Annotated in this window: 18 protein-coding genes; 3 read left to right on the top strand and 15 right to left on the bottom strand. The window is 65.7% G+C overall.

What is annotated here, in order from left to right; all coding sequences use genetic code 11:
• Positions 1-19 precede the first annotated feature (19 nt).
• The 3 genes from polA to AC04PT_RS05395 form a co-directional block, all read right to left on the bottom strand.
• Positions 20-2821, bottom strand: a complete 2802-nt coding sequence (gene polA / locus AC04PT_RS05405; protein ID WP_482872554.1) for a DNA polymerase I — start codon at positions 2819-2821, stop codon at positions 20-22.
• A 100-nt stretch (positions 2822-2921) separates the two neighbouring features.
• Positions 2922-3539 carry a Pr6Pr family membrane protein gene (locus tag AC04PT_RS05400; RefSeq protein WP_482872553.1) on the bottom strand — a complete coding sequence of 206 codons (618 nt, stop codon included), beginning with the start codon at positions 3537-3539 and terminating at the stop codon, positions 2922-2924.
• Between the two features lie 2 nt (positions 3540-3541).
• Positions 3542-3721: a zinc-finger domain-containing protein gene (locus AC04PT_RS05395; RefSeq protein ID WP_482872552.1), complete on the bottom strand. Its 180-nt coding sequence runs from the start codon at positions 3719-3721 to the stop codon at positions 3542-3544.
• Positions 3722-3885: 164 nt separating this feature from the next.
• On the opposite strand from AC04PT_RS05395, the gene AC04PT_RS05390 reads away from it, so the two are divergent.
• Positions 3886-4875, top strand: a complete 990-nt coding sequence (locus AC04PT_RS05390; protein WP_482872551.1) for a mechanosensitive ion channel family protein — start codon at positions 3886-3888, stop codon at positions 4873-4875.
• Between the two features lie 66 nt (positions 4876-4941).
• A complete protein-coding gene (locus AC04PT_RS05385; RefSeq protein ID WP_482872550.1) occupies positions 4942-5877 on the top strand; it encodes an ABC transporter ATP-binding protein in 936 nt (311 codons plus the stop codon).
• On the opposite strand, the gene AC04PT_RS05380 is transcribed toward AC04PT_RS05385, so the two are convergent.
• The 11 genes from AC04PT_RS05380 to hslO all read right to left on the bottom strand — a co-directional run bounded on the left by AC04PT_RS05380 (position 5860) and on the right by hslO (position 17749).
• Positions 5860-6675 (bottom strand): methyltransferase domain-containing protein, encoded by an 816-nt coding sequence (locus tag AC04PT_RS05380; RefSeq protein ID WP_482872549.1) that lies wholly within the window; start codon positions 6673-6675, stop codon positions 5860-5862. The genes AC04PT_RS05385 and AC04PT_RS05380 overlap by 18 nt on opposite strands.
• 52 nt (positions 6676-6727) lie before the next feature.
• The gene (locus AC04PT_RS05375) at positions 6728-7657 is read right to left on the bottom strand and encodes a cation diffusion facilitator family transporter (RefSeq protein ID WP_482872548.1); all 930 of its coding nucleotides are present in this window, start codon (positions 7655-7657) and stop codon (positions 6728-6730) included.
• Between the two features lie 49 nt (positions 7658-7706).
• Positions 7707-8216 carry a L,D-transpeptidase family protein gene (locus AC04PT_RS05370; RefSeq protein WP_482872547.1) on the bottom strand — a complete coding sequence of 170 codons (510 nt, stop codon included), beginning with the start codon at positions 8214-8216 and terminating at the stop codon, positions 7707-7709.
• A 71-nt stretch (positions 8217-8287) separates the two neighbouring features.
• Positions 8288-9061, bottom strand: coding sequence for an ion transporter (locus AC04PT_RS05365; RefSeq protein WP_482872546.1), 774 nt, complete (start codon positions 9059-9061; stop codon positions 8288-8290).
• A 25-nt stretch (positions 9062-9086) separates the two neighbouring features.
• Complete coding sequence (locus AC04PT_RS05360; RefSeq protein ID WP_482872545.1) at positions 9087-10307, bottom strand: class I SAM-dependent RNA methyltransferase; 1221 nt, start codon at positions 10305-10307, stop codon at positions 9087-9089.
• A gap of 220 nt (positions 10308-10527) precedes the next feature.
• Positions 10528-12360: an ABC transporter ATP-binding protein gene (locus tag AC04PT_RS05355; protein WP_482872543.1), complete on the bottom strand. Its 1833-nt coding sequence runs from the start codon at positions 12358-12360 to the stop codon at positions 10528-10530.
• Positions 12357-14210, bottom strand: coding sequence for an ABC transporter ATP-binding protein (locus tag AC04PT_RS05350; RefSeq protein WP_482872542.1), 1854 nt, complete (start codon positions 14208-14210; stop codon positions 12357-12359). Before AC04PT_RS05350 ends, AC04PT_RS05355 begins: the two co-directional genes overlap by 4 nt.
• Before the next feature lie 241 nt (positions 14211-14451).
• Entirely contained in the window at positions 14452-15030 is a 579-nt protein-coding gene (locus AC04PT_RS05345) for a LysE family translocator (protein WP_482872541.1), read from the bottom strand.
• Positions 15023-16177, bottom strand: a complete 1155-nt coding sequence (locus tag AC04PT_RS05340; RefSeq protein ID WP_482872540.1) for a CCA tRNA nucleotidyltransferase — start codon at positions 16175-16177, stop codon at positions 15023-15025. Before AC04PT_RS05340 ends, AC04PT_RS05345 begins: the two co-directional genes overlap by 8 nt.
• Positions 16174-16773: a CoA pyrophosphatase gene (locus AC04PT_RS05335; RefSeq protein ID WP_482872539.1), complete on the bottom strand. Its 600-nt coding sequence runs from the start codon at positions 16771-16773 to the stop codon at positions 16174-16176. Before AC04PT_RS05335 ends, AC04PT_RS05340 begins: the two co-directional genes overlap by 4 nt.
• Complete coding sequence (gene hslO, locus AC04PT_RS05330) at positions 16763-17749, bottom strand: Hsp33 family molecular chaperone HslO (RefSeq protein ID WP_482872538.1); 987 nt, start codon at positions 17747-17749, stop codon at positions 16763-16765. The genes AC04PT_RS05335 and hslO overlap by 11 nt, the downstream gene beginning before the upstream one ends.
• A gap of 92 nt (positions 17750-17841) precedes the next feature.
• Between hslO and AC04PT_RS05325 the strand changes: the two genes are divergently transcribed.
• Positions 17842-18294 carry an NUDIX domain-containing protein gene (locus tag AC04PT_RS05325; protein ID WP_482872537.1) on the top strand — a complete coding sequence of 151 codons (453 nt, stop codon included), beginning with the start codon at positions 17842-17844 and terminating at the stop codon, positions 18292-18294.
• Here the strand turns inward: AC04PT_RS05325 and AC04PT_RS05320 are convergent.
• On the bottom strand, positions 18272-19543 hold the full coding sequence (locus tag AC04PT_RS05320) for a PP2C family protein-serine/threonine phosphatase (RefSeq protein ID WP_482872536.1): 1272 nt from the start codon (positions 19541-19543) through the stop codon (positions 18272-18274). The two genes, AC04PT_RS05325 and AC04PT_RS05320, sit on opposite strands and share 23 nt — an antisense overlap.
• Positions 19544-19669 lie beyond the last annotated feature (126 nt).

Below are 19669 nucleotides of genomic sequence, written 5' to 3'. Positions count from 1 at the left end.
TCTGGTGAGTTTCGCTCCCTCAATGCGCCTCCGCCCAGTTCGCCCCCTGCCCGGCGTCCACCACCAGCGGCACGTCGAGCTTCACCACCGGGTCGGCGGCGCCTTCCATCACCTGCCGCGCGCGGCCGATTAGATCGTCCGCCACTCCTGCGTCCACCTCGAACAGCAACTCGTCGTGCACCTGTAGCAGCATCCGCGCGGGCAACCCCTCGATCGCCGCGGGCATCCGGATCATGGCGCGGCGGATGATGTCGGCGGCGGTGCCCTGGATCGGGGCGTTGATGGCGGCGCGTTTGGCGAAGCCGGCGTGGGGGCCCTTGGCGTTGATCTCGGGGGTGTGGATCTGGCGGCCGAAGAGGGTCTCGACGCGCATGTTTTCCTTCGCGAAGGCCACGGTCTTGTCCATGTACTCCTTGATGCCCGGGAACCGCTCGAAATAGCGGTCGATGAAGCCCTGCGCGTCGGCGCGGGGGATGCGCAGGTTGCGGGCGAGGCCGAAGCCGGAAATGCCGTAGATCACGCCGAAGTTGATCGCCTTGGCCTGACGACGGACGTCGGGGGTCATCTGGTCGAGCGGCACGCCGAACATCTCGGACGCGGTGGCGGCGTGGATGTCCTGACCGTCGCGGAACGCTTCCTTGAGCGCCGGAATGTCGGCGATATGGGCGAGGATGCGCAGCTCGATCTGGGAATAATCGAGCGAGACGAGGACGTTGCCGGGCTCGGCGACAAAGGCCTCGCGGATGCGGCGGCCCTCCTCGGTGCGGATCGGGATGTTTTGCAGGTTGGGGTCAGTGGACGCCAGACGGCCGGTGTTGGCGCCGGCGATGGAATAGCAGGTGTGGACGCGGCCTGTGTCCGGGTGGATGTGTTCCTGCAGCGCGTCGGTGTAGGTGGATTTCAGCTTGCTGAGCTGCCGCCAATCGAGGACGCGGGCGGGCAGGTCGTGCAGCGTGGCGAGGTCTTCGAGGATGTCGGCACCGGTGGCATAGGCCCCGGTTTTGCCCTTCTTACCGCCCTCGATCCCCATTTCGTCGAACAGGATCTCGCCCAGTTGCTTGGGGGAGCCGACGTTGAACTTGCGGCCGGCGAGGGTGTGAATCTCATCCTCCAGCGCGGCCATCTTCTGCGAGAAGGCGTTGGACATGCGGCTGAGGGTGTCACGGTCGACCTTGACGCCGTGCATCTCCATCTCGGCCAGCACCGGCACGAGGGGACGCTCCATGCGCTCATAGACGCGGGTGACGCGGTGGGCGTGAAGCTGCGGCTTGAACTGCTGCCAGAGGCGGAGCGTGATGTCGGCGTCTTCGGCGGCGTAGCGGGTGGCCTTGTCGATCTCGACCCGGTCGAAGGTGATCTGGCTCTTGCCGGTGCCGATGACTTCCTTGATGGGGATCGGGCTGTGCGACAGGTAGCGTTCCGACAGCACGTCCATGCCGTGATTGTGGCGCCCGGCATTGAGTGCGTAGGACATCAGCATGGTGTCGTCGATGGGTGCGACGGTGATGCCGTTGCGGGCGAAGATCTTGGCGTCGTACTTCATGTTCTGGCCGATCTTCAGCACGGCGGGGTCTTCCAGCACCGGCTTCAGCAGGGTCAGGCAGTCGTCCAGCCCCATCTGGCCATCCGACAGCGTGTCCGAGCCGAAGAGATCGTCCGCGGCGGCGGCGCGGTGGGTCAGCGGGATATAGCAGGCTTCGCCCGGTTTGACGCAGAGCGAGATGCCCACCAGATCGGCGCGCATGTCGTTGAGGCCGGTGGTCTCGGTGTCGACGGCAACGTAGCCACGGTCATTGATGCGGTCGATCCAAACCTGAAGCGCTGCGGCGTCGCGCACGCATTCATAGGCGTCGGGGGCGAAGGGCGGTTGCTCGATCGTCTCGGCTTCGGCGGCGGCGGGGGCTTTTTCGGCGATGACCGGGGCCTCGACGTTGAACTTGTCGGCGAGGCGCTTGGACAGGGTGCGGAACTCCATCTCGGTGACGAAATCCATCAGCACGTCGATGTCGGGCTCGCGCACTTCGAGATCGTCGAGGCCGAAGGGGAGTTCCATGTCGCAGTCGAGTTGCACCAGCTTCTTGGACAGTTCGATCTGGTCGCGTTTCTCGATCAGGGTCTGGCGGCGCTTGGGCTGCTTGATCTCTTCGGCGCGGTCCAGAAGCTCTTCGAGCGAGCCGAATTCGTTGATCAGCAGCGCGGCGGTCTTGATGCCGATGCCGGGGGCGCCGGGCACGTTGTCGACGCTGTCGCCGGCCAGCGCCTGCACGTCGACCACCCGGTCGGGGCCGACGCCGAATTTTTCGAACACGCCATCGCTGTCGATGCGCTTGTTCTTCATCGGGTCGAGCATCTCGACGCCTTCGCCGACCAGTTGCATCAGGTCCTTGTCGGACGACAGGATGGTGACGCGGCCGCCGGCGTCGCGGGCCTGACAGGCAAGGCTGGCAATGATGTCGTCGGCCTCGAAGCCCTCGATCTCCTTGCAGGCGATGTTGAAGGCCTCGGTGGCGCGGCGGGTCAGCGGGATCTGCGGCCGCAGGTCCTCGGGCATGGCGTCGCGGTTGGCCTTGTATTGATCATAAAGCTCGTTGCGGAAGGTGTGGCTGCCCTTGTCGAAGATCACCGCCACGTGGGTGGGTGCGTCGGGTCCGGCGTTATCCTCGACAAACTTCTGCAGCATGTTGCAGAAGCCCGCGACAGCGCCGATCGGCAGACCGTCGGACTTGCGCGCGAGCGGCGGCAGCGCGTGGTAGGCGCGGAAGATATAGGCCGATCCGTCGATCAGATGCAGGTGGCATCCCTTGCCGAATTGTTGCGACATCGCGCGTCCCCCTTTAGGCGTCGGCCCGTTTCATGCCACGCCGGCGGGGGCAAGGCCAGCCGTCCCCGCCCTCTGGTTTGCGAATACGCGTAATCCGGCCTCAGCCCTGCTGCGCCACCTGCCGGGGTCCGAGCGCCTTGGCCACCGCGACGATCACCGCGCCCAGCACCGCGAAGGCGGCGATCAGGCCGAGGATGTTGATCGTCACCTGCATGAGCCCGTGATCGGCAATGTCGAGGAAGAAGTAGGGATAGTTGCCGTCAAACTGCGCGCGGCCCAGTGCCCAGACGCAGTAGAAACCGGGATAGGCCAGCCAGAGCGGCAGGGTGGCGAAGCTGATGCGCTCTTTCGGTTCGAAAGCCAGCCAGTGCAGGGCGAACCAGATCGGCACGATGGTATGGAACGTCTCGTCCAGCACGAAGTCGATGCCGGTGTAGTCATTCAGATGCGCGAGAAGCGCGTGATAGACAATGCCGACCGCGACAATCGCCATAACCAGCCCGCCCGAGACCCGGCCGTCGAGCCGCCCGCGCAGTGCGATCAGTGCGGCGGCGACGCCCACCGCGAAATTGGTCCAGATGGTGAAGTAGCGGAAGATTTCCCACAGCGCGGTGGGCAGGCTCCAGTCATTGACCTGCATGTTCAGCCCGATGCGCCATGCGAGCGCGGCAAAGACGGCCAGCGCGAGCAGCGCTGCGGAGAGACGACGCAACGCCATGCTCAGACCTTGTCCGCGTGGTCTTGGTGAACGTACTTGGCGTCGCAGTACGGGCATTCCACCCAGCCGGTCTCGGCCGGGATCATAAGCCACACGCGGGGGTGGCCCAGCGCCGCCTCGCCGCCGTCGCAGGCGATACGGGTTGCGGTCACGATATGCGTCTCGGGCGGGGCAAGGGTCATGGGCGTTCCGAAATGTTGAGTGACTTGGGTGACGCGCCTTAGCGACACATCGGGCGGCATGATACCGATCCGGCCCCGGGGAGCAAGAGGCTGGAACCTTGACGGTCCGTCAGACCGGACCATTTCGCATGCAATCAGGATGATTTCTGCCAGGGAGCGCGTGCATGGAACAGGAAGAAGATACCGGATTGGAAAAGGTCGATGCCGATACCGGCAACTTCTTCGAGAAAATCGACGCCTGGGTCGATGGGTTCTTTACCATTCTGCCGAACATCGGGATCGCGCTGGTGGTGCTGGTGCTGTTCTGGATCATCGCCGGTTTCATCGGGCGGTTGATCAGCCGCGTCGCGCACCGCCGCGACCGTCCGAGCCTTGGCGACGTCGGCGGTGCGCTGGCGCGCTGGGCGATCATCATCGTCGGGGTCATGCTGGCGATCACCATCATCGCGCCGACCATAACCCCGGGCGACCTGTTCGCCGGGTTGGGGATTTCGTCGGTGGCGATCGGCTTTGCCTTCAAGGACATCCTGCAGAACATGCTGGCCGGCATCCTGATCCTGCTGCGCCAGCCCTTCGAGGTCGGCGATCAGATCGTCTCGGGCGGGTTCGAGGGCACGGTGGAGCGGATCGAGACCCGCGCCACCATGATCAAGACCTACGATGGCCGTCGCGTGGTGATCCCGAACGCGGACATCTATACCGACGCCGTCATGGTGAACACCGCCTTCGACAAGCGGCGGTCGCAGTATGACATCCAGATCGGCTGTTCCGACGATTTCGACAATGCCTGCAAGATCATGATCGACACCTGTGCGGGCGTCGAGGGCGTGCTGAGCGACCCCGCACCGGAAGCGCTGCCGTGGTCGATGGACGCCGATGGCAACACCGTGCGCCTGCGCTGGTGGACGAAGCCGGAGCGCGCCGACGTGGTGCACGTCTATGCGCAGGTCATCAAGCAGGTCTACAACGCGCTCGACGCGGACGGGGTGGACATGCCCTATCCGACGCGGATGGTGCTGTTTCACGACCAGACCGAGGACACCGACGGCGACCGCACCGCCCAGCGCGAAGGCTGGCCCGCGGCGAAGAAGGGCAACCCCAAACCCGCGCGGATCGAAAGCGCGTTGCAGAAGGGCCAGAGCGACGACAGCTGATTTCGCGGTTTCAGCGGACACGCGGGCGCGGTATCTGCTGTCCGTCACCAAGCAGGGGGTACGGGCATGACTGAGGCAGCCATCGAGTTACGCGGATTGCGCAAGGTCTATGCGGCGCAGGGGACATCCCCCGCCAAGGAGGCGCTGAAGGGCGTCGATCTGGACATTCCGCAGGGGTCGGTCTTCGGGCTGCTGGGGCCCAATGGCGCCGGCAAGTCGACGCTGATCAACATCCTCGCGGGGCTGGTGATCAAGACCGAAGGCACCGTGAAGATCTGGGGCTTCGATCAGGATGTGAACCCGCGCCAGTCGCGGGCCGCCATTGGCGTGATGCCGCAGGAGCTGAACCTCGATCCGTTCTTTGCGCCGCGTGCCGCGCTGGAGGTGCAGGCGGGCCTTTACGGTGTGCCGAAGGCGCAGCGGCGGAGCGACGAGATCCTCGAGATGGTGGGGCTGTCGGACAAGGCCAATGCCTATGCGCGGACGCTGTCGGGCGGGATGCGGCGGCGGCTTCTGCTGGGCAAGGCGCTGGTGCATCATCCGCAGGTGCTGGTGCTGGACGAACCCACGGCCGGCGTCGACATCGAACTGCGGCAGATGCTGTGGGAGAACGTGCGCAAGCTGAACCGCGAGCGGGGCATGACGATCATCCTGACGACGCATTATCTGGAGGAAGCCGAGGAGATGTGCGACGAGATCGCCATCGTCAACCACGGAGAGGTGGTGGCGCGGGATTCCACGTCCAACCTGCTGGGACGGCTTGAGGGCAAGGCGATGGTGATTGTCCCAGACGGTCCGGTCGCGCGCCTGCCGGAAGCGCAGGGACTGGAGGCCGAACAGACCGGCGACACGATCACTCTGACCTACAACGCCAGCCAGACCAGCGCCGAGGACGTGCTGGAAGCGGTGCGCGCCGCCGGTATCCGCATTCGCGACGTGAAGACACAGGAAGCGGACCTTGAGGACGTGTTCCTGTCGCTGACTTCAAGTAAGGCCGGCTGAGGGCTTCTCGGCGATCAGCGTCGCGAAGGCCTGAAAGCCGTAGAGCATCCCACCTGTTTGCCGCCGCTCGTATTCCGCCAGAAGCGCGTCGACGAGGGGCTGGCCGATGAGCCCGCGATCGACCATGTGGGTGCCGCTGAACCTGATCCACGCCGCCATCTGGTGGCTGTCTGTGACGACGCGGGGCGTGATGCGGAAGGTGCGGTTTTCAAACCCGGCCTCGGTTGTCAGGGCGCGGAGCTTGCCGGTCAGGTAGCGGTCGGTCACGAAGTTCTCGATGAAATAGTCGGCCATGGATTGCAGCGGGTCGCCCCAGGCGTTGCCCAGTGTGCCTTTGGAGAAATCGTTGTCGCAGATGACCAGCGTACCGCCGGCGCGCAGGACGCGATGTGCTTCGGACAGGAAGTCCGGCGGCGCGGTGACGTGGCTGAGCAGGGTGTGCATGACCACCAGATCGGCTTCGCCGTCGGCACAGGGCAGATCGGTGCCGCCGCCCGTGTGAAAGCTGACGTTGGGCAGGTCCCGCGCAAGTTCCTTGGCGCGTTCGACCAGCAGTCCGGCAGGCTCGACCCCGACGACGCGGGTTCCCGAGCTACGCGCCGCCATCATCCGGCAGATCGGGCCGGTGCCGCTGCCGACTTCGACGGCGAGACCCGTCTGCGCCCAGTCGATATCGTCGAGATAGGCGTCGATGGTGGGGATCATCGCAGGGTCTTCGGCCCGCTCTTCCAACGTGGTGGCCACCATCTGCAGCAGGTCGTCGCTTTGATCGGCGAGATTCTGAAACGGGTCGGTCATGGAAATGACCCTTGCGGGAAAGGTATCCGGCAAGGGTAGCACACCTTGTGCCTCAGGCGGTCTGCCGGTCGCCTTCGCCGCCGAAGGTCTCGGCGTCGGTGCAGGCGTGGGCGGCGCATTCCAACTCGAGCGTGGTGTGATGGATGCCGAAGTCGTCGCGCAGGCATGTCTTGATGGCGTCCTTGATGGCGTCCGCGCGCGACCATTCGCCCGCTGCCAGAACCACATGCGCGTCAAGCGCGGCGCGGTGTTCGTCCATCTGCCAGAAATGGGCATGGTGAACCTCGGTCACGCCATCGACGGAACTGATCGCGTCAAGCACGGCGCGGGTTTCGATGTCGGGCGGGCTGCCGAGCATGAGGATGCGGATGACGGGACCGATTTCCCGGAGGCTTTGCCAGAGGATGTAGCCTGCGATCAACGCGGTGACGAGAGGGTCGACCAGATGCCATCCGAACAACAGGATCAGGGTGCCGGCAAGGATCACCGCGACGGAACCGAGGGCGTCGGCCACGTTGTGGAGAAAGGCGGCGCGGATGTTCACGCTGCTTTTCGACAGGGTGTAGGTCAGCGCCGCGGTCACGAGGTCGACCAGCAGCGCGATGCCGGCGACGATGACTATGATCCAGCCGCCGACCGGCTGCGGATCGGCAAAGCGCATCGCGGCCTCGTAAAGCAGATAAAGGCCGATGAGGATCAGCGTGGTGTAGTTGATCAGCGCGGCGACGACCTCGATCCGACCATAGCCGAAGGTCATCTGGGCATCGCGGGGCCTGCGGGCGATCTTGCGCGCGGCGAAGGCGATGATCAGCGAGATCGCGTCGGAGAAATTGTGCAGCGCGTCCGCGATCAGGGCGAGGCTGCCGGACAGAAGGCCGCCGATGACCTGCGCCAGCGTCAGGCCGAGGTTGACGGCAATCGCGGTGAACACGCGGCGGTCGCCGGCGTCCGGATCGACGTGGTGATGGTGATGTCCCGCCATGGTGCCTCCTGCCGTATGAGCCTAGTGCGCGGACGGCGGGAGGCCAATCTCAGGGCAGGATCGAGATCGGCGTTCCGTCCTTCACCATGGCATAGATGTCGCGCATATCGCCGTTGTTCACGGCGATGCATCCGGCGGTCCAGTCCCCGTCGGTTTTCTTGATGCGCCTGCGGGCCAAGGGCTTGGTGGGCTTGCCGTGGATGAAGATGTCTCCACCCGGCTTGACGCCGGCCGCGCGCGCCTTGGCAACGTCGCGCACGTTGGGATAGTCGATGCCGATCGACAGGTAATAGCTGCTGTTGGGATTGCGCCGGTCGATCGTATAATTGCCTTCCGGCGTGCGACCGTCGCCCTGTTTCAGCTTGTGTCCCTCGGGCGTGAAGCCCAGACCCACGTCGTACTGCTTCAACACCTTCTGGTGATGCAGCAGGTACATCTTGCGCTCGCCCTTGTCGACGACCACGCGGGTCACCTCGGGGCCGTTATATGTCTTGAACTTGCTGCAGGCTGACACGCCGACCGCAAGGCACACCAAAAGAAGAATCCGAAGAAACCGCATACTGCACCGCGCCTCGTTTTTTTTATGTTTTGCGGCACCATATCATGAGACCGCGAGGTCGCGAAGGGGTTTCATCGGGATTGAGCGTCTTTCAGCTGTTTTTCGATCGCTTCGAGCCGGATCAGAACCTCGTCGCGGTAGCTGACCGTGGCGGCATTGCTTTCCTCGTGATGGGCGTCCTGCATCGAGTTCACGATCAGGCCGACAAGCAGGTTCACCACGGCGAAGGTGGTGACCATGATGAACGGCACGAAGAAGGCCCAGGCGTAGGGATAGACCTCCATCACCGGGCGGACGATGCCCATCGACCACGATTCGAGCGTCATGATCTGGAACAGCGAATAGGCCGAGGAGCCGAGGTCCCCGAACCAGTCCGGGAACGTGCGGCCGAACAGCTTGGTGGCCATGACCGCGCCGATGTAGAAGATGATCGCCATCAGCAGGAAGACGCTGCCCATGCCCGGCAGCGCCGTGATGAAGCCTTCCACGACCCGGCGCAGGCGCGGCGCGACCGAGAGCACCCGCAGCACCCGCAGGATTCGCAGCGCACGAAGCACCGAGAGCCCCTGCGCGGCGGGCACGAGCGAAATGGCGACAATGGTGAAGTCGAAGAGGTTCCAGCCGCGGCGGAAGAAGCCTGTGCCCTGCGCGAACATCTTCAGCGCCAGTTCCGCAACGAAGAAGGCGAGGCAGAGCCGGTCGGCCAGCACGATCAACCCGCCGAAGCGGGCCATCACCGCGTCCGAGGTTTCCAGTCCGAGGATCACCGCGTTGAACAGGATCACGCCGATGATGGTGTTGCGCACCCAAGTCTGGTCCAGCCAGACCGCCAGTTTCGCCCGCATGTCTATGTCCCTCGGAAGTTCCGGGTCACATATGAGGGCGGGAAAACCGCGCTGCAAGTTCGATGTGCGCCGACCAGCGGAATTGATCCACCACCTGCACCCAATCGAGGCGGAACCCCGCGTCGATGAGCTTGGCGGCGTCGCGGGCGAAGGTGACAGGGTTGCACGAGACGAAGCCGATCAGCGCGACGCTGCTGCGGGCGATCTGCGCCACCTGCGCTTCGGCACCGGCGCGGGGCGGGTCGATGACGAGGGCGTCGAAGCGATCCAGTTCCTCCGGCAGAAGCGGGTTGCGGAACAGGTCGCGCGTCTCGGTGGTGACTTTCTTCAGCCCTTGCGCGTTGCGCCAGCCGTGATCGAGCGCGGCGAGCATGTCGCCGCCGCCCTCGACGGCGTGCACCTCGGCGTGGCGCGCGAGGGGCAGCGCGAAGGTGCCGCAGCCCGCGAAGAGATCGGCGATATGGGCCGCGCCCGCCACCGCCTCCTGCATGGCGGCAATCAGGGTGGCCTGACCATGCGCGGTAGCCTGCAGGAAGGCGCCCGGCGGCGGCACCACGCGGATGCCATCGAAGCGCTGGCCCGGCGGGGCGCGCATGGCGATCGGTTCGCCGTCCCAGACCAGCCGCGCCAGACGGTGCTGGCCGGCCAGTTCGGCAAGGGTGACTTCAAGGGTCTTGTCGAACGGTTTGCCGCCCGTGGCGGCGACGTCGGGGCCGTCCTCGGACAGGGTGATCTGGACCGAGAGTTCGCCTTTCCGGCTGCCGCCGAGCGTGGCCAACGCCTCGGCCACCGGACGCAGGGCCAGCAGGTCGGGATGCAGCAACTGGCAGCCGGGGATTTCGACGATCACCCCCGAGGCGCGGCCATGGAAGCCGGCCATGGCGGCCTTCTTGGTGCGCCGCGCGGAAAAGGTGGCGCGGCGGCGGCTTTGCGCGGGCGAGTTGGCGATGGGGCGGAAGGTGGTTTCGATCCGCTGGGCCGCAAGGGCGCGTTGCACGACCTGCTGTTTCCAATCGGCGACAAAGGCGTCGGAGGCGTGCATGAGTTGGCAGCCGCCGCAGGATTTGAAGTGCCGGCAGGGGGCGGCGACGCGGTCGTCCGAGGGGGCGATGATGCGCACATCGCGCAAACGGTCGCCTTCGGCGGTGCCGGTGACGCGCTCTCCAGGGAGGGTGAGCGGAGCGAAGACGGGGCCCTGTGCGATGCCGTCGCCATGGTGGCCGAGACGTTCGATGAGGTATTCCATGGCGGAGGGGATAGCGGGATGGCGCGGATTGGGGAAGCCCTGACGGGGGCTGATCCGTTGACGGATCAGTGCCGATCCATTGATGGATCGGGGGCGGCCCGCGGGTTGACCGGGCGGCTATGGCGCGGTGGCGGACGGTGGCCGGGTGCGGTGGCTGATCCGTTGACGGATCAGGATCGATCCATTGATGGATCGGGCTGGTTCGCGAAGGGGGTGCCGGTCATTCCGCCGCCTCGACGATGTTGAGAAAGCCGCCCGACTGCCGCTCCCAGTAGCGCGCGTAGAGGCCGCCTTTGGCAAGCAGCTGATCGTGGCTGCCCTGTTCGGCGATGCGGCCCGCGTCCAGCACCACGATCCGGTCCATCCGCGCGATGGTTGACAGGCGGTGGGCGATGGCAACCACCGTCTTGCCCTCCATCACGTTGTCGAGCGCGGTCTGTATCGCCGCCTCGACCTCGCTGTCGAGCGCCGACGTCGCCTCGTCCAGCACGAGGATCGGGGCGTCCTTCAGAATGGCGCGGGCCAGCGCGATGCGCTGCCGCTGACCGCCCGAGAGTTTCACGCCGCGTTCGCCCAGATGGGCGTCATAGCCGGGGCGTTTCTCGTGATCCTCGAGATCGACGATGAAGTCGTGGGCTTCGGCACGTTTCGCGGCTTCGATGATCTCGGCCTCGGTCGCATCGGGCTTGCCATAGGCGATGTTGTCCCGCGCCGACCGGTTGAACATGGCGGTTTCCTGCGTGACCATGCCGATCTGTCGGCGCAGGCTTTCCTGCGTCACCCCGGCGATGTCCTGCCCGTCGATGCAGATTTCGCCCTTTTCGGCGTCGTAAAGGCGCAGGAGCAGCGCCACGAGGGTGGACTTGCCGGCACCGGAAGCGCCGACGATGGCAAGCTTCTCGCCCGGCGCGATGGTCAGGTCAATATTCTCGACGCCGCCGATGTCGCGGCCGTAAGCGAAATCCACGTGGCGAAAGGCGATCCGGCCTTCGGGGACCTGCAGTTCGGTGGCGTTGGCGGCATCGGTCAGCCCGTGCGGCGGGGTCAGGGTGCGCATGCCGTCCTCGGCCTCGCCGATGCTGGCATAGACCGACAGCAGCGTGAAGCTGACCCAGCCGGTCATCTGCGCCAGCCGCAGCGACACCGCGCCGGTGGCGGCGATATCGCCGGCACTGACCAGCCCGCGCGACCAGTACCAGAGCGCGCCGCCGACCAGCAGCACAGGCAGGATACCGGCCAGCGACATCAGCCAGAAGCGGAACTGGACCGACAGGGCCCCGAATTCGAGCTGCCGCTCGCGGAAGCGGGCCATCGCGCCCAGCGCGGCGCGGTCTTCGTGGTCGGAATGGGCGAAAAGTTTGACCGTCTTGATGTTGGTCACGGTATCAACGACCTGCCCCGTCACCATGGCCCGCGCCGCCGCCCGCGCCTTGGACCGTTTGCGGATGCGGGGCATGAAGAAGCGGATCATCAGACCGTAGCCGATCAGCCATACCAGCAGCCCGGCGGCAATGCGCCCGTCCACCGTGCCCAGCAAAAGGATCGAGCCGACCACCGAGGCCAGCGCGAAGCAGATGGTATGGATCATCTCGACCACCACGTCGGTGATGGCGCGGGCGGTCTGCATTTCCTTCTGCGCGATGCGGCCGGCGAAGTCGTTGTCGAAGAAGGTCACGTCCTGACCCAGCGTGTAACGGTGCAGGCGCGACAGCACGAGGGCCAGAACGTTGGGCTGGACCACGATGGACTGCAGGTAGGACGACAGCATCAGCACCAGCGGGCGCAGCAACAGGAAGAACAGCATCACCCCGGACAGCAGCAGGGCGTGATCGGAGAAGATGGTCGCCGGCTCTCCGGCCAGGGCGGCGTCGATCACGAAGCCCAGCGTCATCGCGGCCATGACCTCGAGGAAGCCGGCCAGCGTGGAGGCCGAACAGGCCGCGCCGATGGCCGGGAACGCGCCGCGCAGGGACCAGTGGAAAAAGCGCAAGAGGGTGCGGGGCGGTGGCGTCGCGGCGTGGGCGAAGGGGTCGATCCAGGTTTTCGGGGTCATTCCGCCGCCTCCGCGTCGTCGTCTTCGGTCACAAGGAACCCGCCCGACTGGCGCGCCCAGAACCCTGCATATAGACCTTGCCGGGCAAGAAGCACATCGTGGCTGCCTTCCTCGACGATGCGGCCGTCGTCCATCACGAGGATACGGTCAAGCTGGGCGATGGTGCTCAGCCGGTGGGCGATGGCGATCACGGTCTTGCCTTCCATCATGCCGTAGAGGGTCTGCTGGATCGCCGCCTCGACCTCGCTGTCGAGCGCCGATGTCGCCTCGTCCAGCAGCAGGATCGGCGCGTTCTTGAGGATCACACGGGCCAGTGTGATCCGCTGGCGCTGGCCGCCCGAGAGCTTCACGCCGCGTTCGCCGACGAAGGCATCGTAACCGCGATTGCCCATCTGGTCTTCGAGATCGAGGATGAAGTCATGCGCTTCGGCCTGCTTGGCGGCGGCGATCATCTCTTGCTCGATGGCGTCGGGACGGCCGTAGAGCAGGTTGTCGCGGATCGAGCGGTGCAGCAGCGAACTGTCCTGTTGCACCATGCCGATATTGCGGCGGAGGCTGTCCTGCGTGACGTCGGCGATATCCTGACCGTCGATCAGGATGCAGCCGCTCTCGGCGTCGTAGAAACGCAGCAGGAGTTTCACGAGGGTCGACTTGCCGGCGCCGGAGCGGCCCACCAGCCCGACCTTTTCACCCGGTTCGATGGTCAGCGAAATGCGGTCGAGACCGCCGCGCCCGCGGCCGTAGTGGTGCGAGAGCTGGTCGATTTCGATGCGGCCCCGGGTGAGGCGCAGAGGCTTCGCATCCGGCGCGTCCTTGAGGACGATGGGTTGAGCGATGGTCTCCATGCCCTCGGCCACGACGCCAAGTTGGCGGAAGAACGAGGTCAGTGCCCACATGATCCAGCCGGTCATGGCGTTGAGCCTGAGCGTCAGCGCGGTGGCGGCAGCAACGACGCCGACGCTGGCGCTGCCCTGCATCCACAGCCAGATGCCCCAGCCGACGACGCCGACGATGAGAAAGCCGTTCAGGAGCGTCAGGGTGACGTCCATGCGGGTGAAGATGCGCATTTCCCGCTGGAATGTGCGGCGGGCGTTCTCGATGGCCTCGCGAGCATAGATCGCTTCGCGGTCGTGGTGGGCGAACATCTTGACCGAGTGAATGTTGGTATAGGCGTCGACCACGCGACCGGTGACCTGACTGCGGGCGTCGCTGGCGGCTTTCGACGCGGGGCCGACGCGCCGCACGGTCCAGCGGATCAGCAAGGCGTAGCCCACCAGCCACAGCAGCAGCGGGACGGCAAGGCGCGGGTCGCCCTGGCCGAGCAGGATCACCGCGCCCACGACGTAGGCCAGCGAAAAGGTGATGGCGTCGAAGACCTGGAACACGGCCTCGCCGGCGGCAGGAGGGGTTTGCATGATGCGGTTGGCGATGCGGCCCGCGAAGTCGTTTTCGAACCAGCCGACGGACTGGCGCAGCACGTGATTGTGCGCGCGAAACCGGATCAGGGTGCCAAAGTTGGGCAGGATGGTGTTGTTCAGAAGCGCCACATCGAGCGCGTGCAGGACAGGGCGCACCAACAGCAGGAAGACCGCAAGCGCGATCAGCCAGCCGCCGTAGTCCTGCCAGACCTGCTGCGGCGCGCCGGTCAGGATGTCGACCACCCAGCCCATCGCCCAGATCAGCCCGACTTCGACCGAGGCCACCACCACCGACATCAGCGCGGCGAGCGCGAAGACCCGCTTGAAGGGTTGGGCGTAATCCCAGAGGAACGCCCAGAGCGTCTGCGGCGGATGATCGGTCCGGGGATAATCGCAATAGGGGTCTATGAGGTTTTCGAAATACTTGAACATGGGGCGCTCCTCAGCGCGAAATGGGCAACTCGGGGAAAGGCGTGGCGGAACCACGCGTCAAGGACCGTGGCTCAGCGAATGCTGGGTCGGAACCTTGTCTCCATGCTGCGCGCTCCCGTTCAGGTAGGTCGATTTCATAGCGCGTGTGCGGCGGTTTGTCACCCCCGGGGTACATGGGCCTGACGCGGAGGCCCCGGCGCGGCGGCCGGGGCGCGGGAGCACGGGGGTGCCGCGGTGCCGGTCAGAGAAAAAGCAGGAAGGCGTAGCTGCCGAGGCCCAGCGCCATGGTGCGGTTGAAGATCACCCATGCGCGGGGAGCGTGGAGAAGGTAGGCCAGCAGCGCCCCGGCGGAGGTCCAGAACAGGCAGACGAAGAGGTTGATGCCGGAAAAGGCGGTGCCCAGCCGCAGCGCCTCTTGCCACGGCGCGAGACCGCCGGGATAGGCGGAGGCGGCGGCCAGCGCGACCGCCCAGACCTTGGGGTTGACCCATTGGAACAGCACCGCTTCGGGCAGGGTCATCGGGCGCTGGCCGGGGGCGGCCTCGCGCGGGCGCGCGGTCCAGAGCTTCCACGCCATGTAGAGGATCCACAGCGCGGCGGCGATGCGCAGCGTCGCCTCCAGCCCCGGGGCGGCGGCCAGCAGCGCCCCGAGGCCCAGCCCGGTGAGACCCGCGGTGATGCCCACCCCGAGCACCACGCCGCCAAGGTGCGGCAGCGTCGGACGGAAGCCGAAGCGTGCGCCCGAGGTGGTGAGCAGGATCACGTTCGGACCCGGCGAGAACAGCCCGAAGAAGACGAAACCGTAGAGCGGGTCAATCATCGGCGAGCAGTTGCGCCCTTGTCAGGGTGAAGCCGGACGCGATCCAGAGGATTTCGAGCGCGCGCAGCTTGTCGCCCAGCGCCTCTCCCTCGTAGGCGGGCATCAGGTCGGCGGCCTTGACGGGGAAGATGGCGTTCGCACCCTCCTCCATTTCGGCGAAGGCGGTGCGGTCGATGTGTTCCTGCAGCAGCGCGGAGCGGTAGACCAGCAGCTTCTCGGCCAGCTCCGAACCGAACCGGTAACCGATTTCGTGCGGCGGCGTGGGAGCGGCCACTTCAGTGCGGAAGAAGGCCAGCTCACGCGTCTGGGCCTTGCTGAGGCGGAAGCGTTCGGGTGCATCCTCGCCACCGAGGGTGGCAAGGCGGAGGATCGGGTCGGGAGCGATGCCGGCCTCATCCTCGACATATGTCAGCGGGCCGAGAAAGGCGGTGGTGGCGCCGGGAAGGATTCGCACCAGCACCCCGGCCTTGTCCATCGCGGCGACGGCACGGGTGGGATCGGGGGCGGAGAGAAGCTTGAGCATCTCGGCCCCGACACGTTCACGCGACAGGGTGTCGAGCCCGTCGAGGTTGGCGGCGATGGCGGCCAGCGCCTCGCGGTCGTAGCCGCCCTTTTCGCGGCCATACCACGCGTTGAAGCGAAAGAAGCGCAGGATGCGGAGATAATCCTCGCGGATGCGGGCCTGGGCATCGTCGATGAAGCGCACCTTGCGCGCCTTGAGGTCGCTCAGGCCGCTGACCGGGTCGAGCACGCTGCCCCGGGGATCGGCGTATAGCGCGTTCATGGTAAAGTCGCGGCGCCGGGCGTCGTCGTGGATGCTGTCGGCAAAGGCCACCAGGGCGCGGCGTCCGTCGGTTTCGACATCCTTGCGGTAGGTGGTGATCTCGTGCGGCTTGCCGTCCGACACGATCGTCACGGTGCCATGATCGATGCCGGTGGGCACGGCTTTCAGCCCGGCCTGTCCGGCAAGGTCCATCACCTGCTCGGGCCGGGCGTTGGTGGTGATGTCTATGTCGGTGACGGGGGCGCCGATCAGCGCGTTACGGACGCAGCCGCCGACGAAATAGGACGTGTGTCCCGCATCGGTCAGCATCTTGCAGACCGCTTGCGTCGCCGGGTTGGTCAGCCAGTCGCCCGTTACCCTCATGCAGACATCCTTTCCGCCAGTCCCCGCAGGATCCGGGCTGTCGCGCCCCAGATGTAATAGGGACCGACGGGCACAGTATAGTAGTGTCGCCTCACCCCGCGCCAGCGCCGCGATTGCACCGTATAGTTGAGCGGATTGGTGACATGCGCAAGCGGAACGGTAAAGACCTCTTCGACTTCACCGGGTTCGGGCACCGGGGTGAAATCGCCCTTCACCCAGCCCAGCACCGGGGTGATGGTGAAGCTGGTGACGGTCTCGTGGGTGGGCAGCCTGCCGAGGATCTCGACCTGGTCGGGGGGAAGGCCAATTTCTTCATGCGCTTCGCGCAGGGCGGCGGCGGTGACGTCGGAATCGGATTCTTCCTGTTTGCCGCCAGGAAAGGCGATCTGGCCGGGGTGGTGTTTCAGCGCCGAGGAGCGCTTAGTCAGGATCAGGTGCGGGGTGTCCGCGCGCATGATGACCGCCGCCAGAACGCCGGCAGGCCGCAGCTTGCGGCCCTCGGGCAGGCGGACATCCGGGTTCAGATCGAAATCCGAAGAGGCGCCGGCGTCACGCGCCAACGCCTTCAGTAAAGGGTCGCGGAGGTCAGTCCTCATCCGCCTCGAACCCCACGGTGGCGGGATCGAGATCGTAATGCGCGCCACAGAACTGGCAGTCGGCGGTGACGCGGCCTTCGTCGGTTGTCATCTTCTCGATGTCCTTGGCGGAATAGATCGACAGGCTGCGACGCACGCGGTCCTCGGAACAGGTGCAGCCGAACTGCACCGGCTGGGCGTCGAACACGCGCGGCTGTTCTTCGTGGAACAGGCGCACCAGAAGGTCCGTGGGCGGCACCTGCGGGCCGATCAGTTCCAGCTGTTCGACCGTGTCCAGCAGGATGTTGGCGCGGTTCCAGTTCTCGGCCTCGTCGTCGTCGGCCAGCAGATCGTCGACCGTCAGCAGACCCTGTTCGCCGGATCCGCCTTCGCCGCTCACCGAGGGCGAGGCTTTGGGCATGTGCTGCAGCATGATGCCGCCGGCGCGCCAGTGTTCTTCGCCGCCCGTTTCGGTCGACTTGCCGAAGCTGAGCGAGAACCGGGTGGGCAGCTGTTCGGACTGGGCGAAATAGCTCTCCGCGCAGGCACGGAGCGAGCCGCCGGCCAGGGGCGTGATGCCCTTGTAGGGCTGCATTTCCTGGCCCTGATCGATCAGGACGGCGAAATAGCCGGAGCCGACCTGATCGAAGGGATCGGCATCGGTCACGCGACTTTCGTCAAAGCTGGCATAGGCGCGGATCAGCGCCGGATCGCCTTCGTTCGCGGGGCCGTAGTAATCGGTGGCGATCATCCGCACCGGACCGTTGGACTGGACCTGAAGCGACAGCTTCCAGCGCAGCTTTATGGTCTGCCCTATCAGGGCGGTCAGCAGCGCCATCTCGGCCACCAGCGCCTCGACCTGCGGCGGGTAATCGTGCTGCTTCAGGATACCGCCAAGGACGCCGTCGAGCCGCGCCACGCGACCGCGGATGTCGGAGGCATCAAGCTGGAAAGGCAGGACGGTATCGTCCCAGGCGATCTTGTTTACGGAGGTCATGGGGTTTCCTTGTTGCCCGGACTTGGCATATCGCCTCTATATAGGGGCGGCAAGGCAGGAACCAATAGACCTGACGGGGCAAGGAAACAGGCATGATCCGGCGCGTCGGCGACAGTCCAGACCCCGACAGGATGTATCGGCTGCGCGCCGGGGTCTATGCGATCCTGCCGGTCGAGGGGCATCTGTTGCTGACCCGGCAGGCGGGGTCGCAGGAGCCGCTGCAACTGCCGGGCGGCGGGATCGATCCGGGGGAACAGCCCCTGCGGGCGCTGCATCGCGAGGTGTTTGAAGAGACCGGCTGGCGTATCGGCGCGCCGGTCCGGGTGGGGGCCGCACGACGTTTCGTCTACATGCCCGAGTACCGGTTGTGGGCGGAGAAGCTGTGCACGGTGTATCTGGCCCGCCCGGCGCGGTGCCACGGCGCGCCTTCAGAGCCGGGCCACGATGCGGAGCTGGTGCCCGTGGGCCAAGCCAGCGCCGCCCTGTCCAATCCGGTCGACCGGGCGCTGCTGCGGCTGGCGTTCAGCCGGGGATGTCTGGGCTGAATTCCAACAGCGCGGCCGAGATGTCGTCGGGAAACTCGTCCTGTCCGGCCTGTTCCGAAAGGCTCCAGACCATGGCTTCAAGGAACTCGCGGCCGGCAAGGTGGCGCAGGCTGCTGGTCATGTCCTTCAGCCCGGCGTCGTCGACAAAGCCGCCCGTGGCCACGGGACATTCGGTTATGCCATCCGAATAGAGCAGCAGCCGGTCGCCGTGGGCGAGGGTGGTTTCGAACTCTTCGAATTCGGCGCCGTCGAAGAGGCCAACCGGCAGACCCCCCTTGCCGATCAGTTCGAGACTGCCGTCGCGGCGCTGCACAAGGGGATGCGGGTGCCCGGCCTGGGCCATTCGGACGCGGCCAGTGGCGAGGTCGACATCGGCCAGCACCATGGTGAAATAATGCTCGGTCTCCATCTCTTCGAGCACGAGAGTGTTGAGCCGGGCGATGACGTCGGCCGGGGGCATCATCACATGGCTGCCGTCGCCGGTGTCGCGCAGCGCGACGTTCTGGTCGGGCGTGCTGGCAGACAGGTATCCGGCCAGCCGCGCGGTCATCAGCGCCGAACTGATGCCGTGGCCCGAAACGTCGATGGCATAGACCCCCAGCCGGGTCCGGCTGACCGGAAAGAAGCCCACGAGATCGCCACCGACATGACCCGACGGCCGCAACAGCAGCGACAGGTCCGCAGGACCGAATCGACGAAAGCGTTCGCGGACCAGCGATTGCTGAAGCTTCTTGGCCTCGATCAGATCGTTGTCGAGCGCGTCATAGAGCCCTTGCAACTCGGCCAGGGTTTGGGAAATCACCTTGTTCTGCTGGCTCAGCTGGCGCTGCATCCGGATGATGCGTTCACCGGCAGTGATGCGGGCGCGCAGTTCTTCGGCGTGCACCGGTTTGGACAGGAAATCGTCAGCCCCGTTGTCCAGTCCGCGCGCCACGGCAACCTTGTCGCTTTTCGAGGTCAGGAGGATGAAATAGCCGTAGGTTTCACGCTCCATCCTTCTGAATTCCTTGCACAATTGCAGACCGTCCATGCCCGGCATCATCCAGTCGCTGAGCACCAGATCGGGCGGGTCCGCCTTGCAGAAGTCGAGCGCCTGTTGGCCATTTTCAGCCTCTGCCACGGCGTAGCCCTGCTTGCGCAGCGAGGCCGACAGAATCCTGCGCTGCAGGGCGCTGTCGTCGACAACCAGCACCCGCAACTGCTTGTCTGTCTGCGCCCTGTCGTCCGTTGTCTGTTCTGCCACAACCATCACGCATCACCCGTCCGAAACCTTGCGGACCGTGATAGGCGGGCCTGCCTTAACCACTGATGAAGGGCGACATTTGCCGAAAATCCACGGTATCTGCGCAAGGGTTTCTTCAGTCTTTTCCGCTAG

It is taken from the genome of Litorisediminivivens sp. KMU-197 (genome assembly GCF_056858395.1).
Note: the sequence above shows the minus strand (reverse complement) of the source record. Positions and strands in the feature narration are given on the sequence as shown.